Consider the following 14,775-nt stretch of genomic DNA (forward strand, 5'->3'; position numbering starts at 1 on the left):
TCAGGCTGAGCCAACCTGCCAGTCCGCGCGCACCGTCGGCAAGCCACATCCGCTCGAGATCAGGGCGTGCCCCTGTTGCGACAGCGGCAAGGCGCCGCAACGTTGAACCTATTTCACACGGGGACGACCCATGGGCACTGGGGATTTCAGGGCCCAGTATTCGGCGACGCCGTCTGGACGATCCATATTCCGTCCAGGCGGCGTTGTTGCGTCAGGCAAGACATCCCGGCCGAAGCGTGGTTACCCGTGCCTGTTCACGCACGGAGAGCCACAGAAACAATCCGTGTCCTCATGTCGCGCGGATTGCTGGTGGTGTTGCCACGGCGATACAGAGATACCCTCCCAACGATGCTAACCCACCTGCATCTGAATCAAGACGGGGTTGCGTCGTGTCGGGATTTGATCACTGGAACGGTGCAAATAGAGCTTACGCGTCCGCCGAAGCGCCACATCTGCGCGATGAGCAGCAGCAATTTGACCGCTATCACAAATTCGACGACGCCATCCCGCGACCGTCGGAGAGCGGCTCAAGAACCGTGATCTTGGATCGCTACAACCCGCCGGCTCGTTGATCTGGTCAGCGCCCGGGCGGCTGAAGTTGCGACGAGCGGAGCGCGGGGTTTCGGTCCCGCGCTTGCTCTTTCAGGATGAAAACTGACCGCGATTTGTGGATCAGCGGAGCGTCGTGATGCGCTTGTCGCTCACTACCGGCTGTTTCGGATCTCACACATTGGCAGGCCTGATCAGCGAGAGCATGTCGGGTAAGTTCGACGGACTCGTCCAAGACGCCGCCCTCTTCCTTCCATGCCCTTCCCAGACGCAAAATCCGGGACGTAAAAAGCCTCGAAAAACCTATCAAGTCTTTGATTTAAATGGTCGGGGCAGCTGGATTCGAACCAACGACCTGCAGTACCCAAAACTGCCGCGCTACCAGGCTGCGCTATACCCCGACATTTCCGAGAAGCCCCGTGGATACACGCTTCAGCCAGCGCCAGCAAGGCACCGGTGCGCGACTTCCGGCCGGGAGATCGGCAACGGTTTCCCGCCCAGAAACCGCTGGGAACAGAGAGCTAGTGGCCGCCGAACAGCGGGTGGCCGACCCGGTCGCCGGGCTGGATGCCGTATTTCTGCGCAGTGCCGGCAATCACCTCGAGAACGCCCCTGGCGAGCCCCCGCGACGGAATGATCTTGGTCGACATCGGCTCCGTGTTTTCGGCGATCCGCAGGATGCGGCCGTCGGCGCGGATGAAGATCATGTCGAGCGAGATGTAGGTGTTCTTCATCCACATCGACACTTCCTGCTCCGGCGTGAAGTCGAACAGCATGCCTTTGCCGTCCGCGAGCTCCTTCCGGTACATCAGGCCGGTCTCCTTCTCCTGCTCGGTGGTCGCCATTTCGACGGAGAAGACATGCACGCCTGACTTGGTGACGATCTCGAGCGGCTGGACGCTGGCAGCCTGCGCGGCCGGGGCCAGCAGCGCGCCGAACGTCATGATGAGGGAGGCCACGAGCCACGGGCGAAGCCGCCCAACCATGCGATCGAAATCCATCGACAAATACTCACACCGGGGAAGGTTTTCCGGCGGACCCTAACCCGATGATTGCGGCAAATGCCAGAGCCCTGGCGGCTCGCCGGCGGCTCACGTTTCCGTCAGGGAGTCCAACTCGGGGCTCAGTGCGACGACAGCGCCGATGGACCGGTCTCCGGGTGGATCTCGGCGGCCATCATGCCCTTGGAGCCGGGCCCGAACCGCACCAGCACGTACTGGCCGGGGCGCAGCTCGGTCATGCCGAAGCGGCGCAGCGTCTCCATGTGCACGAAGATGTCGGGCGTGCCCTCCCCGCAAGTCACGAAGCCGAAGCCGCGCAGCCGGTTGAACCACTTGACCTGTGCACGCTCGAGCCCGCTGGTCGCGGTCACGGTGACATGGGTTCGCGGCGGCAGCATCTGCGCCGGATGGATCGCGGCCGACTCGTCCATCGAAACGATGCGGAAGGCCTGGTAGCCCTTCGCGCGCTGCACGCACTCGACGACGAGCCGCGCGCCCTCATAGGCGGTCTGATGGCCGTCGCGCCGCAGCACCGTCACGTGCAGCAGGATGTCGGGCCAGCCATTGTCGGGGACGATGAAGCCGTAGCCTTTCGAGGCGTCGAACCATTTGATGACGCCGGAGACTTCGACGAGGTTGGCCGCGGCGTCGCCGAGACCGGAGAAGGCATCCATCGCCGGATCGCGCGGCGCGCTGCCGTACTCGCCTTGTGCAATCCTGCTTTGCCCAACTCCGCCTATCGGCGGTCCGCCGAGCTTCTTGGACTCAAATCCGTCCGACCCCATGACCCCGGACCCCACACATCAAATGCAGAGCGCCGACGTTGCGGCGCACCCTGTACACGCTGCTCTCCATGACCAACTCACTTGGACAAATCATCTGGACGCTGCGCGAATCTCTCAACCAAAAGATAACACTCCCGCTTGCCGGGCATAGCTAAAAAACGATTCTTGCGGAACTATGAACAGGCTTGCACAGCCGCGAATCAATCAGGCGTCAATTGCCTACGAATGGACCAAGCGTGTCGCCGATGTCATGCCGGATCACCAGGTCGGCGATGTCGTCCTGATCGGTCGGCTCGTTGTTGATGATCACGAGCCGCGCGCCGCTCTCCTTCGCCATCATCGGAAAGCCTGCAGCGGGCCAGACCACCAGCGATGAGCCGATCGCCAGGAACAGGTCGCAGTGCCTTGCGAGTTCCGCCGCGCGACGCATCGCATCCTCGGGCATCGACTGCCCGAACGAGATCGTCGCAGTCTTCACCGGATCGCCGCACTCCGCGCAGTCGGGCGCAGCGCCGTTCTTGTCGAAGTGCAGCTTCACCGACGCGAGGTCGTAGTCCTTGCCGCAACCGATGCAGCGGGCGTAGGTGGTATTGCCGTGCAGCTCGATGACGTCATCGGCCTTGAAGCCCGACGCCTGATGCAGATTGTCGATGTTTTGGGTAATGATGCCGGGAACCTTGCCGGCCCGGTAAAGCGACGCGAGCGCACGATGCCCGCGCCCCGGCTTGGCGGCCGCAAATGTCGGTTCCATTGCCAAGCGCCGACGCCATGACTCGTCGCGCGCTTCCTGACTGGCCACGAACTCGTCGAACGGGATCGGCCGGTTGCGCGTCCACAGCCCGCCAGGCGAGCGGAAGTCGGGAATGCCGCACTCGGTGGAAATACCCGCCCCGGTGAAGGGCACGATCGACGATGCCTCGGCAACCATGTTGCCGAGCCGCTCGACGCCGCTACGTAGATCCTTTGCAATCACTGGGGATGATCCGGTTGGCCGGCCGCGACTATAGCATGGTCGGCGCGATTGCGAGCTCAACCAATCACGCGAGCGATCGGCGGTGAGGCCGCCGTGATCGGGTTACGTTGGCGACCTGCTCCGCCGGCGCGTCAGGCTCGTCGCTGTTGCGCTGCCTTTTCGGCTGCCTTGGCTTCATCACAATCCTGCAAAGCCTGCTCCGCATTGACGCCCAATTCACTGATGCCAATGCGCGGCGGGGATAGGACCATGACGAAGAGGATGGGCAATGGCCGATCAGAAAGACAGTGCCGCGCGCGAGCGCGAAGAGATCGTCGCACGCGTTGCCAGCTTCCGCGCGACGCAGCAGAAGTTCGAGCGCGATCGCCAGGAATATTACGACAACACGCTCGGTAATGTCTGGAGTGGATTGCAGCGCAAGACCGCCTGATGCCGCGCCGACCGCGTGCGCTCGCCGGACGATCGATGCCAACGCGCATCCGCGCGATCACACCATGGCGCGCAGTTGAGAAAGCCCGGAGCGATATGCTCCGGGCTCGTCGCCGCTACCAGTAGTGGCGATAGTAGTGGTGCCGATAATACGGGCGATAGTACGCGTAGGGACCAGGGCCGTAGTAGCCATAGTAGCGCGGGCCGTAATAATAGCCGGGATAGTAGCCGGGCCCGTAGTAGTAGGGACCATACGCGGCGGCAGCGCCCGCGGCGAGTGCGCCGGCAGCCAGACCGAAAGCCAGGCCAGGACCGATATGACGCGCCTGCGCCGGCGCACTGATCATCGTTGCGCCGACCGTCGTGACCGTTGCCAAAACTGCCAATACCTTTCTCATCGCAACCTCCTCACGTAAGTCCGCAAGGGTAACGCCAGCTCAATGGGATGGTTGCAGCGATGGCGGGTCCCGGGGCCCGGTGTTCCGGTTCCGCAGCCATGCTAATGCGCAAAGCTACCATCGGTTAGCGCGGGAACAAAAACACAACCTCAAGGATTACAATTACCGTGAGCGAGGTTGGCATCGATGCCGGCGTGGATGGAACTACTGCTGAATGTGATGGGCTTTGCCGGCTTTATCGGCATCGCGATGTATCACAAGCATCCGAACGGGAAGCTGCCGGACTAAGCGCCGGGCCGCGGCTCGGCTTGCCGATTTCGGTTTGATCTCCCCCAGTTTGATTTGCTCTAGTTTGACCTCCGCGCCTCTCCCGCCGTGCGGACCAGCCGGTCCGCCTTCACGAGGACCTTGCCACTCTCCGGCTGCGGCCGAAGCCAGAAGCTGATCGCCACAAAGGCAGAACAGAACAGCAAGCCCACCACCATCACGCGCCGGTGGGTCGGTCTGTCAGCGCTATGGAACGATGGCATCATGGCGGTCACCTGCAACCATCCCTACTGCAATCTCAGGTGGTGACAACGCGATATTGCCCTTAACCTAACCCGGTAGGGTTAGCGGTGGCCCGGTAGGGCGGCGTTCGGATGCCTCATTTGTCGCGACATCCATCCACAACGATATCCCGCGCTTGTCCGCAGCAAATCCACAACCGCAACAGGTCGATTTGCCAAACAGAATGCGAAGCTTGCTGCGCACTCGTCCACAGCCTTGCCGCAATCAGGCGTCGGCCAGCCTTTTCAAGGTGGCCCGGAAGCTCAGGCTGCGGGTTCCGACCAGCACGGTCCCGAACACTTCGGCCTCGTCACCGCTGAAAGTGCCGGAGAAGCCGCTCGTCACCTCCTGGCCGGCGAACAGCGGTCGGGCGAACGGGTCGGAAAACGGGGAATGCTGGTTGGTCCTGAGATACCCCTTCCAGGTGCCCTCGCCGGCCGTGTAGGCCCCGATCGACCAGAAATGCGGCCCACCGCCGATCAGCAGACCATCGCGCAGGATCAGGACGCCGCTGTCGCGGCCCCGCACGCCGTCCATCATATGGATATGGATCGAATAGAGCCCGTTCCTCATCGATCGCGCCGTCCGGTCCCAAAGGCCCGCAGTATGGCGCCAAGCCGGGCGGCAGGCGAGCGGGGCCGATACCGCCCGGCCGCCGATTCGAACCGAAAGCGCGGGTCCACGCGCTTACAAATCGTTAAGAAAGCCCTGACAGGGTTCGATGGCCGGAGGGAGGGAGCGATGCTCGTTTACCCCGTACCTGTCGAAGTGACGCAAGCCAGGGTGCAGCTCGTCGTCGATCAAACGGCGAAGGAGCAGCCGCGCATCATCAGCGAGGATGTGCTCGACGTCTTTGCCGCCAAGAACAAGGCCGACCGCGATGCCGTCGAGACCATTCTCGACATCAAGGTGTGAGTTCGCAACCGGCCAACGGCGTTTGCATTGCACGCGCGGCGGCGCGCGCCGGCGCACATCGCGCGTGATCCGGGGCCCACCGCCAGGCTGGCCCTGAACGCCCCCGCAAATCCGCGCTCCCCGGGCTTTTCCTTTGAACCTTTTACGCAGCGGCAAGACAAAACTGCGCTGGGGATTTCAGGGCCCAGCGTTTGGCGCAGCGCTGTGGGACGAGCATATTCCGTCTACGCGGCGCTGTTGCATTTTACAAATTCAACTTTAAGTTTGGTCCCCAACAGTTGACGGCTCACGCCCTGAGAGATCCCCAGTCCGTCAACTGGGAAAGCCCCGCATCCAGCCTGCGGGGCTTTCTATTTTCGGGCATGCTGGAACTTGCCGGCGCGCGCACCGTGAGATGGCTGGTTGCCGGCACGATCTCCCCAAGGCCGGCCGGCATCAGACCTCGCGAGTCCACTCGCGGGGTTTGCTTTTTTAGAGGAGGTCCAACCTCGCGCGTCCTTGATTGGCAGTGATGGGCATTCGATGAGATAGAGGGCCGTGCCTCCAAGGCTCGACCACGAAAGCCCCGTTCCAGAATTTTCCTGGGCGGGGCTTTCCCGTATCGCGCGCGGCATGAGCGTGTCGCAGTCGCTCAATGCGAAGGCTCGCGAAAGCTTGAGAACGCAGCCGCCCGGAGCGGTCGCAAAAGTCGTGCAGACCCCTGCCCCGCGCTGCGTTTTGCTGCTATTTCTTGGTGCGTCTCGCCCGAGCCAAAACAAAATCTCTGAATTCCCAGGAGGACAAGAAAATGCGCTATCTGCACACCATGCTGCGCGTCCGCAATCTCGATGTCGCGATGAAATTCTATCGGGACGCGCTGGGGCTGAAGGAAGTGCGCCGCATCGACAATGACAAGGGCCGCTTCACGCTGGTGTTCCTCTGCGCCGAGGAAGACCTCCATCTGCTCAAGTCGCAGCCGCAGACCCGCGGCGCGCCGCTGGTCGAACTGACCTACAATTGGGACGAGGAGAAATACGGCGAGGACCGCCATTTCGGCCATCTCGCCTACGAGGTCGACGACATCTACGCGACCTGTGAGAAGCTGATGAAGATGGGCGTCACCATCAATCGTCCGCCGCGCGACGGCAACATGGCGTTCGTGCGTTCGCCCGACTTGCACTCGATCGAGATCCTGCAGAAGGGCGATCCGAAGGCGCCGGCCGAGCCATGGGCCTCGATGCCGAACACCGGGCACTGGTAAACGCCGCGCTGGCGCGCACGTTCCTATCCGCGCTTCTCCATCGGTGAAGCGCGGAGCGATCGCGAGGAACATGACGCTGCAGTTGACGTTGCCTCCTCACACGAATGCGAGGAGGCGAGGAGATGGGAAAAGGACTTTTGCTTTGGCTGTTGGGTGTGCCGATCCCGGTGATCATCGTGCTGTGGTTACTGTTCGGTCACTGACTGCGCTTTGACTGATATCGACGAGGCTCTGCCGCATCGCGGCGGAGCCTCTTTTTTTGCGCTCGGTACAATTCACCCCGCGCTTTTCCCTGACGGTTCGGCTAAGAACGCGCGCAAAGCACGACAGCGGAAAGAAACGCGTGATGGACAGCAAGCCGCAACTGACGATCTGGGGCCGGCCAAATTCGGTCAATGTGCAGAAAGTGCTCTGGTGTCTTACCGAGCTTGACCTGCCCTATCATCGCATCGATGCCGGCATGCAGTTCGGCAAGAACGATCAGGCGGACTATCTCGCGATGAATCCGAATGGCCGCGTTCCGACGCTGGTCGACGGCGACTATGTGCTGTGGGAATCCAATTCGGTGATGCGCTATCTCTGCCTGGCCTATGGCAAGAGTTCGCCGGTCTATCCGCAGGCGCCGAAGGCGCGCGCCGCCATTGACCGCTGGCTCGACTGGACGCTGTCGACGCTGCAACCGGTCGAGCGCCCGCTGTTCTGGGGACTGGTGCGCACGGCGCCGGACAAGCGCGACATGGTCCAGCTCCAGAAGGACGCCGATGCCGCGGGCGTGGTGTGGCGCGTCGTCGAGGCGCAGCTTGCAAGCCGCCGCTACGTCGAGGGCGATCAGTTCACGATCGCCGACATCGCACTCGGCGCCTTTGCGCGGCGCTGGTTCGGTGTCGAAGGTGTCACGAAGCCGGAGCTGCCCCATCTCGAACGCTGGTTCGGCGAGATCGCGCAGCGGCCGGCCTTCGTGCGCATCGTCGCGCCGCCGATGTCGTGAGCAGCAAGCCGCTCAGCGGCCGCTGGACACCCCCGCACCGACACTGATGGCGCCACCTAACCTCACGCAGGTGTCGGAGCCCTCGACCTTGACGAAGCCCGGCCCGTACGACGAGCAGGGATTGCTCCGCGTCGCGGATTTCGACGGCAGGGTTTTGCCGGCATCGGGCGGCGTCTGGAAATTGCGCCGGTCGCCGGCTTGCGCGAACGCAGCGGCGGGAAGCAGGACGGCGATGACGGCGAAGCAGGTCTTGCGCATCCGGCCTTTTATCGCGCGCGGCCGGATCAGGCTAGCGCACGAATCTGACGCCGAACGTCTTGCCCTCGCGCCAGACCACTTCGCAGGCGCGCCCGGTGCGAGCGTCGCGCGAAAACGCCAGCCGCAGCTTGGCCGGCAGCGTGTTGTTGTCCTGCACGGTGATTTTTGCGCCCGACGAGGACATGTCCTCGACCACGCACGGCCGCGCGGCGAATCCGCCGTCGAGCGTGATCCAGCCGGATTGACGCAGCGATTTGCGCGTTTCGCGCTTCTTGGACCCTAAAGCCATCACATCATCCCCAGCCTCACGCCTATCGCCGCGGGCTTTACAAAGGGTTGCGAAATCGTGGCGGATTGCGGTGATTGTGCCGTTGTTCACAGTCCGCCGAGCCGCATGGCAAGGCGTACGCCTGCGCGATAATTCGCTCGCGTCTGCTGGATTTCCGGTTTGGCGCCGATGGCGCTCCCTAGCAGCGCGCGCGGGCTCCTCGGCGATGGTGTTGATATCTCGGGATAATTCGTAATTTATTGACTTCCGACCGCCACTCCTTGGATGCTGGCGTGCAACAAAACGTCCAACAGGGTCCGATGCCGGAACGTCTCACCAAGCGAAAAGGGTACTGGCATTTCGTGCGGCGGGTGCCACCCGAGTTTACTGCGGTCGACCCTCGCGGGATCGTCAAACAGTCGACCAAGATCCGTGTCGCTGACGACCGGTCGGGCATCCGCGCCGGCCGGATCGCTGACCAGCTCAATATCGACCTTGAGGCGTCCTGGAGGGCGGCCGCAGGCCAGGGAACGCGGGACGCAATCGTCGCGCTCGAGGACGCCCGGCAGCGGGCGCAGGCCCTGCAGCTCACCTACAAGCCGGTCGATGACGTCGCCCGGGAGGCCCTCGCGGAGATCCTCCGCCGGATCGATGCCCTCGCGGTGGGTGATCGGCGGCATGACCCTGCCACGGCCGCGGCGACTCTCGGAGGCGTCGACCTGCCCGAGATCATGCTGTCCGGCCTCTGCGATGAGTTCGAGGTCGCTAAGAAAACGACGATCGCAAAGATGTCGGCCGGTCAGTTCAAAAAATGGAAAAACGGCAAGAAGCGCGCGATAGAGCTGCTGATCACGGTGATCGGCGACAAGGCCATTACTCGGCTGACGCGCGATGACGTCCTGAAATTTACCGACCACTGGACCGAGCGCGTTGTCGACGGTGAGGTCCTGGCCGCGACGGCCAATCGCAACCTGACGCACATCACAGGCATGCTCTCGGCCGTCTCCAAACGTCACAGGCTCAACCTGGATCGCGTGTTCGCTGGCGCCAGGCTCGAGGGCGATGCGTCGCGGCCTCGGCCGCCCTTCTCGCCTTGGTGGATCGTCAACCGGCTTTTGGCGGCCGGCGCACTCGAGACCATGAACGACGAGGAACGCGCGGTAATTATGGTTATGGTCAACACCGGCGCCCGGCCGAGCGAGATCATCAACCTGCGCCGCAAGCACATCGTGCTCGACGGACCGATTCCGTTCATCCGCGTGCGGCCGGACGATCGCGTCCTCAAGACGGCTTTCTCAGATCGCGACATCCCCCTGGTCGGGATCTCGCTCGAAGCCATGCGGCAGTTCCCCGATGGCTTCCCGCACTACCGCGACAAGGGCGACACCTTGTCGGCCGCGGTGAACGCGTATTTCTCCGACCACAACCTGCGCGAGACGGAGGCCCACACGCTTTACTCGCTGCGGCACGGCTTCAAGGACCGACTGCGCAGCGTCGAGACGCCCGACGAGCTGAAGGACGAGCTAATGGGCCACGATACCAAGAAGCCGAAATATGGCGACGGTCACGGCCTCGACCTGAAGCGGAAGTATATTGAGCTGATCGCGCTTGCGCCTGGCATGAACGTCCCGGCGCCGATGCAGCTTCTGAAGGCGATGGCGTAAATGGGAGCGATCCTCGGCATCATGCTGGTGGAGCGCCATCGCGCTGGCGATCGCGCTTACCGCCATAGGCGTCTGTTGTGGCCTGGGTGATGCTGCGGTGAACGGTCATTCCAAAAGACCGTCGAGGAAATGCAAATTCTCGCGCACGAACGCCGGCCGCAGATGAGACTGATCCGAAAATTTGGGCTCCCCGGCGCCGAATAGCGGCGAGCACTCCGAGCCCGTACCGCAGATATCTGGGAACGGATCGAGCGTCACGGCCCCGGTGCGCGCCCCGATCGCATTTAGTCGCGCGTCAGTGTCCGCCAGCACAACCCGCAATTCAGACACACGAACCACAGCGTCAACGCTCGGCGAAACCCGGAATCCGCCGATGCTACGCGCAACCATGTTTCGAGGGTCGAAGAGCGCGCCGGACGGCAACCCGAGAACCAAGTAAACGACAGCTCCCTCGGACCTCAACAGACTCACGAACCGCTCAAGACTCGCGTAAAAGGCGTCCTGTCCCTCGCGCGTTGTCAGTGGGAGCCGCTTTCCATCGCGCTCGATATACATTCCTTGGGCGCTATAGCCTGACCACGCCGCGCCCAGCACGACGGAAGCGACCTTTTCCCTACGCACCAGATCAAGCAGTTTGCCTGTCAGATCGCCACATCCGGAAAACTTGTCCTCTTGGATCACACCGGGCACCGGCGGGCAGCGCGGTCCAGTGACGAAAAAAGCAGTTGCCGCCAGCCGCCCGTCATCAGAGAGCTGTTGCGCACGCGGTCCAAAATGAAACAGCAGACTATCGCCGCCGAATGCCACCTTTCGCTCCCCGCTTCCTAGACGCGCAATCAACGTCCAGTCGTGTTCCGTTAACGCCATGCCAGCGGTTGGCTTAAAATCAGCATCGAGCCGCGCCGCGCCGATCTTCTGGATATCGACACCGGGCAAGCGCGCGAAGCGTTCCGGGAAGCCCTTCCCGGCCCAGACGACCGCGCCGCAGATCCCCACCAGCGCCAGAACAGTAGCGGGCAGCACGGTGTTGCGCCGGCGTACTGCTCCGAAGCGCACAGGGCATTCAACAAACCGGTACGTCAGCCACGCAAGAACAACGCTCGCGACCACGATTGCGAGCCCCATCAACGGCGTCGGCGGTTTTCCCAGGCGGACAATGTAGGCATAGGAGATTAGCGGCCAATGCCAGAGATAGAGCGGGTAACTGATGAGCCCTACGGCCACAAAGGCACGGCTGGAAAGAACAGTTCGATTTAAGGGCGCATTGGGCCCGGCAAAGATCAGCGCGGTCGCGCCGGCGACGGGCAACAACGCATACCATCCGGGAAAGCGCAGTCCGGGCGTAAAAAGAACCACGGAGCACAACAGCGCGGCCGCACCTGCAAACGACCCAATGAACCGACCGCGCAGGGTCTGAGCGCTTCGGCCAAACACCGCCAGGCCGCCGCCCGCCATCAGCTCCCAAAACCGAGAGATCGGCAGATAGAAATCATCCGAGAGGTTGATGGTGGACAGCACGATGTTGACCGCAAACGAGACAACGAACAGGACCGCGAATAGCCGCGCGATGTTCGCCTTGATGCGGAGGGCGACCCACAGCAGCATGGGCCAAAGAATATAGAACTGCTCTTCGATCCCGAGCGACCAGAGATGCAAAAGCGGCTTGTAGATCGCGGCGGTATCGAAATAGCCTGCCTCTGACCAAAGAGCGATATTGGAGAGGAAGCCGGCGCCGAAAAAGACATGCTTGCCGAGTTGTGCCAATTCCGAGGGAGTAAGCGCGACATACCCATAGGCCAAGGTTACGACCAGGCACGCGGCTAGAGCAGGGAATATCCGGCGGGCGCGCCGGCCGTAGAAGCCGAAGAACGAAAACCGATGTTCGTTCATATCGCTAATCAAAATTGACGATATGAGAAATCCAGAAATAACGAAAAACACATCCACGCCGACAAAGCCCCCCGGCATGGCGGCCGGAAAGGCGTGGTAAAACACCACCGTAGCGACAGCAAAAGCGCGCAGCCCATCAATGTCCGCGCGATACGTGGTAATATTCCGAAACATTCCTAGAGCGCTAACGGTAGTTCGCGCGCTCCGCTAGTGCTCAGTCGGTCGAACCCCGATCTATTTTAGAGTTCCCTGCCCTGAGATCGTCGCCACTGGCGACGCCGCACTCACCTTGAAGCTGGCCTGTTGCACCCGGCCGGCGTTCAGATCGCGGCCGATCGACGTCCCGCAAATTTTGTCGGACCATTGTTGACGGCAAACGAGGCAACGGCCGCTTGACGGTGCGGTGGCATGGTCGGCAGCGACGGAACGCACACCACCACCTTGTCGGCGTAGCGCTCCGCGACGTGCGAAAGCTCTTCTTGACATTGCTCCTTGGTGAATTTCATCCCCACCTTGAGCCACGGCCAATCGTAATTGGTGATGCCGCCGCAGACCGTGACGACGCCTGGCGGATCAAAGGGCAGATGCTCCGCTACAAGGTTCATGCCCTCCCAATGAGAGACAAGAACGCCAGCCAGGACGGCGCCGGCCGCAGACAACCCGACATGTTTTCGCGTAACCGCCATTAGTTAGCCCCCGGCCGCTTGAGATAGATCGCCACCCCGTTGGCGACGGACAGCAGGATGCCGCCGGCGACGAAGGTTCCGGTTGGGAGAGCGTCCGACAGGTGCGGCCAGATCAGCAGGAGACCGCCGACGGCGCTCCAGAACACGGCCTGTTCAATCGCGATGCGCCGACCATGCCGGCGGCGATATGCGTTGATGTTGCTGACGAGCTTCACATGGCACCCGTTCCCGAGAGGAATTCCGTTCTCGGAAAGGGCTACCGCGGAGCAGTTAGTGGATGCTTTGATCTGTCGCCAAAGTTCCGCGGGCTTGCGCGATCATCCTACGGGCGTGTTATAGGGAGCCCATGAAAGCGGCCTATCGCCCCGACATTGACGGCTTGAGAGCCGTTGCGGTTTCGGCCGTGATCTTGTTTCACGCATTTCCCGGTGCGCTGCCCGGCGGGTTCGTCGGCGTCGACATCTTCTTTGTCATCTCCGGATACCTCATTACCGGCATTGTGACGTCGGAGCTGCACGACAAGACGTTCAGCATCGCGGCGTTCTACGAAAGGCGAATACGGCGGATCTTTCCGGCGCTAATCGTCGTTTTGGCCGCGACTGTATTCGTGGGCCTGCGCCTTCTCCTGCCAAACGAGCTGCATTCACTCGGAAAGAACGCAGTTGCGAGCGCGCTATTCGCGGCCAACCTGATGTTGCTGTCCGAAGTCAACTATTTTGACGTCGACGCACACCTAAAGCCGCTTCTGCACCTCTGGTCTCTCGGCATTGAGGAACAGTTTTATCTTGCGTGGCCTCTGATCTTGTTGGCGTTGCCACGACGCAGAATGCCCGTAGCGGCGGCGATCGGCCTTGCGGCGTCGTTCGTCCTCAATCTAGCGCTGGTCGCCAATCACCCTGCAGCGGCGTTCTTTCTGCCGTTTACGCGCGCTTGGGAGCTGATGGCGGGGGCACTGCTAACGTTCGTCCCCGAACAGCCGAGGGCCGCAAAAGAGGCAACAGCGATTGTAGGGCTTGTCGCTATTGAAGCCTCGTTCTTTCTATTCACCGACAAGATGACGTTCCCCGGCTGGGCTGCGGCACTCCCCGTCGCCGGTGCGTCGCTCTTGATTGCGTCCCAAGGATCGACCGTAAATCGCATCCTTTCGCTTCGCCCGTTCGTCGGCGTCGGGCTGATCAGCTATTCCTTGTATCTGTGGCACTGGCCCGTCCTCGTATTTCTGCAAGGTTACCTTTTCCGGCCACTCAACGACACTCTCGGGTTTATCGCCGTTGTGTTGGCTTCCGCTCTTTCGGTGCTGACTTATTTTGCGATTGAGCGGCCTCTACGTCGCCGATCCCGAGTGTTGCCGATCGGCGCCGCTATGGCGGCGGCCGGAGCACTCGGCCTATATGCTGCCCTCGTGAAGCCAACAGATTTGCCTGCCGAACTCCAAGCGATGCTTAGCGCAGCTGATGGCGTGGGTGCATGGCGTGTACACGAGTGCATGCTGCTCGACGGAGAGGACGGAAATTTTCGGAACTGTTCTGAGAGAAAGCGGCCGTTAATCGCAATTTGGGGAGACTCGACGGCCTCAGCGCTAATTCCCGGGTTTAGAAAGCTGCAACAAGACCACGAGTTCGGAATATCGCAGCTTACCGTAAGCTCATGCCATCCGTTGCTAGTTCCGGCGCGTTCTGCCAACCATTACTGCATCGAAAAGAACGCGGAGATCGTGCGTCGCATTTCCGAGGTAAAGCCTGACGTCGTAGTGCTTCACGCCACCTGGGACGTTGACGATCGGATTGAAACCACTAAGCCAACCATAGACGCCCTTCGCGAAGCCGGCGTTCCGCGCATCATAATTCTAGGACCGGCCCCCGCTTGGCGCGGTGGCCTCCCCAATGCCGCGGTGAACTACTTTAGGCGCAACGGAAAAATCATTCCCGAGTGGACCTCGCAGTATGTCGATAGCGACGCAGGCGACAGGACCATGAGCGTCATAGCCGGCGAGTTGGGTGTCCAATACGTGTCCGTAAGAAGGGCCTTGTGCCGTGGTGACGAATGTTTGGCCTCTGTCAATGGATCTATCACGGCAAGAGACATCATCCATCTTACAAAGGCTGGCTCTGAGTTCCTAGTCCAACAAATCGCTCCGCAACTTGGCATCGAATGACACTCGGCGGCCGGTACGGAATTACTC

17 protein-coding genes and 1 tRNA gene are annotated in these 14,775 nt (G+C 61.7%); 6 read left to right on the top strand and 12 right to left on the bottom strand.

What is annotated here, in order from left to right:
- Positions 1-873 precede the first annotated feature (873 nt).
- The 4 genes from HU230_RS13890 to HU230_RS13905 form a co-directional block, all read right to left on the bottom strand.
- Positions 874-950: transfer RNA gene (locus HU230_RS13890), tRNA-Pro, on the bottom strand.
- A gap of 120 nt (positions 951-1,070) precedes the next feature.
- Positions 1,071-1,550, bottom strand: a complete 480-nt coding sequence (locus HU230_RS13895) for a DUF192 domain-containing protein (RefSeq protein ID WP_176531176.1) — start codon at positions 1,548-1,550, stop codon at positions 1,071-1,073.
- Positions 1,551-1,672: 122 nt separating this feature from the next.
- Positions 1,673-2,335 (bottom strand): cold-shock protein, encoded by a 663-nt coding sequence (locus HU230_RS13900; protein ID WP_176531175.1) that lies wholly within the window; start codon positions 2,333-2,335, stop codon positions 1,673-1,675.
- Positions 2,336-2,546: 211 nt separating this feature from the next.
- Positions 2,547-3,308, bottom strand: a complete 762-nt coding sequence (locus tag HU230_RS13905) for an SIR2 family NAD-dependent protein deacylase (protein WP_176531174.1) — start codon at positions 3,306-3,308, stop codon at positions 2,547-2,549.
- Between the two features lie 268 nt (positions 3,309-3,576).
- On the opposite strand from HU230_RS13905, the gene HU230_RS13910 reads away from it, so the two are divergent.
- Entirely contained in the window at positions 3,577-3,738 is a 162-nt protein-coding gene (locus HU230_RS13910; protein ID WP_176531173.1) for a hypothetical protein, read from the top strand.
- A gap of 115 nt (positions 3,739-3,853) precedes the next feature.
- On the opposite strand, the gene HU230_RS13915 is transcribed toward HU230_RS13910, so the two are convergent.
- The 3 genes from HU230_RS13915 to HU230_RS13925 all read right to left on the bottom strand — a co-directional run bounded on the left by HU230_RS13915 (position 3,854) and on the right by HU230_RS13925 (position 5,257).
- A complete protein-coding gene (locus HU230_RS13915) occupies positions 3,854-4,135 on the bottom strand; it encodes a hypothetical protein (RefSeq protein WP_176531172.1) in 282 nt (93 codons plus the stop codon).
- A gap of 347 nt (positions 4,136-4,482) precedes the next feature.
- Positions 4,483-4,668, bottom strand: coding sequence for a hypothetical protein (locus HU230_RS13920; RefSeq protein WP_224944152.1), 186 nt, complete (start codon positions 4,666-4,668; stop codon positions 4,483-4,485).
- Positions 4,669-4,909: 241 nt separating this feature from the next.
- The gene (locus HU230_RS13925; protein ID WP_176531171.1) at positions 4,910-5,257 is read right to left on the bottom strand and encodes a GrlR family regulatory protein; all 348 of its coding nucleotides are present in this window, start codon (positions 5,255-5,257) and stop codon (positions 4,910-4,912) included.
- Between the two features lie 168 nt (positions 5,258-5,425).
- On the opposite strand from HU230_RS13925, the gene HU230_RS13930 reads away from it, so the two are divergent.
- The 3 genes from HU230_RS13930 (at position 5,426) to HU230_RS13940 (ending at position 7,827) form a co-directional block, all read left to right on the top strand.
- Entirely contained in the window at positions 5,426-5,599 is a 174-nt protein-coding gene (locus HU230_RS13930) for a hypothetical protein (RefSeq protein ID WP_171947558.1), read from the top strand.
- A 787-nt stretch (positions 5,600-6,386) separates the two neighbouring features.
- A complete protein-coding gene (locus HU230_RS13935) occupies positions 6,387-6,839 on the top strand; it encodes a VOC family protein (protein ID WP_176531170.1) in 453 nt (150 codons plus the stop codon).
- A 346-nt stretch (positions 6,840-7,185) separates the two neighbouring features.
- Positions 7,186-7,827: a glutathione S-transferase family protein gene (locus tag HU230_RS13940; protein WP_176531169.1), complete on the top strand. Its 642-nt coding sequence runs from the start codon at positions 7,186-7,188 to the stop codon at positions 7,825-7,827.
- Positions 7,828-7,839: 12 nt separating this feature from the next.
- Here HU230_RS13940 and HU230_RS13945 read toward each other — a convergent pair whose 3' ends face one another.
- On the bottom strand, positions 7,840-8,085 hold the full coding sequence (locus HU230_RS13945; RefSeq protein WP_176531168.1) for a hypothetical protein: 246 nt from the start codon (positions 8,083-8,085) through the stop codon (positions 7,840-7,842).
- A 31-nt stretch (positions 8,086-8,116) separates the two neighbouring features.
- Positions 8,117-8,374 carry a PilZ domain-containing protein gene (locus tag HU230_RS13950; protein ID WP_176531167.1) on the bottom strand — a complete coding sequence of 86 codons (258 nt, stop codon included), beginning with the start codon at positions 8,372-8,374 and terminating at the stop codon, positions 8,117-8,119.
- Between the two features lie 272 nt (positions 8,375-8,646).
- Between HU230_RS13950 and HU230_RS13955 the strand changes: the two genes are divergently transcribed.
- Positions 8,647-10,017, top strand: coding sequence for a site-specific integrase (locus HU230_RS13955; RefSeq protein ID WP_224943268.1), 1,371 nt, complete (start codon positions 8,647-8,649; stop codon positions 10,015-10,017).
- Between the two features lie 105 nt (positions 10,018-10,122).
- On the opposite strand, the gene HU230_RS13960 is transcribed toward HU230_RS13955, so the two are convergent.
- From HU230_RS13960 to HU230_RS13970, 3 genes are all read right to left on the bottom strand, one after another.
- Positions 10,123-12,081, bottom strand: coding sequence for an acyltransferase family protein (locus HU230_RS13960; protein WP_176531166.1), 1,959 nt, complete (start codon positions 12,079-12,081; stop codon positions 10,123-10,125).
- A 146-nt stretch (positions 12,082-12,227) separates the two neighbouring features.
- Entirely contained in the window at positions 12,228-12,593 is a 366-nt protein-coding gene (locus tag HU230_RS13965) for a glycoside hydrolase family protein (protein WP_176531165.1), read from the bottom strand.
- A complete protein-coding gene (locus tag HU230_RS13970) occupies positions 12,593-12,808 on the bottom strand; it encodes a hypothetical protein (RefSeq protein WP_176531164.1) in 216 nt (71 codons plus the stop codon). The genes HU230_RS13965 and HU230_RS13970 overlap by 1 nt, the downstream gene beginning before the upstream one ends.
- A gap of 131 nt (positions 12,809-12,939) precedes the next feature.
- Here HU230_RS13970 and HU230_RS13975 point away from each other — a divergent pair, with 131 nt between their 5' ends.
- A complete protein-coding gene (locus HU230_RS13975) occupies positions 12,940-14,748 on the top strand; it encodes an acyltransferase family protein (RefSeq protein WP_176531163.1) in 1,809 nt (602 codons plus the stop codon).
- Positions 14,749-14,775 lie beyond the last annotated feature (27 nt).

The organism is Bradyrhizobium quebecense (assembly GCF_013373795.3).
In the GTDB taxonomy this organism is placed as follows: Bacteria; Pseudomonadota; Alphaproteobacteria; order Rhizobiales; family Xanthobacteraceae; genus Bradyrhizobium; species Bradyrhizobium quebecense.